General features: G+C 58.9%; 1 pseudogene. It reads right to left on the reverse strand.

What is annotated here, in order from left to right:
* Positions 1-224, reverse strand: a pseudogene (locus B3D39_RS10370) (GMP synthase (glutamine-hydrolyzing)); the annotation flags it as partial.

Raw genomic sequence — 224 nt, forward strand, 5'->3', positions numbered from 1 at the left:
TTTCTGGAACACGTCGATGAAGAGGCGCCCGATCGTCTTGCGCTTGACCTCAGGGTCGGTGACGCCTTCCAGCTCGCCGAGGAACAGCTCGCTCTCATCGGCATGGATCAGCTTGATGTTGTAATGGTCGCGGAACATCGTGACCACTTCCTCGGCCTCGTTCATCCGCAGCAGGCCATGATCCACGAAGACACAGGTCAGCTGATCGCCGATCGCCTCGTGCA

The organism is Thioclava sp. UBA3469 (genome assembly GCF_002378135.1).
In the GTDB taxonomy this organism is placed as follows: Bacteria; Pseudomonadota; Alphaproteobacteria; order Rhodobacterales; family Rhodobacteraceae; genus Thioclava; species Thioclava sediminum.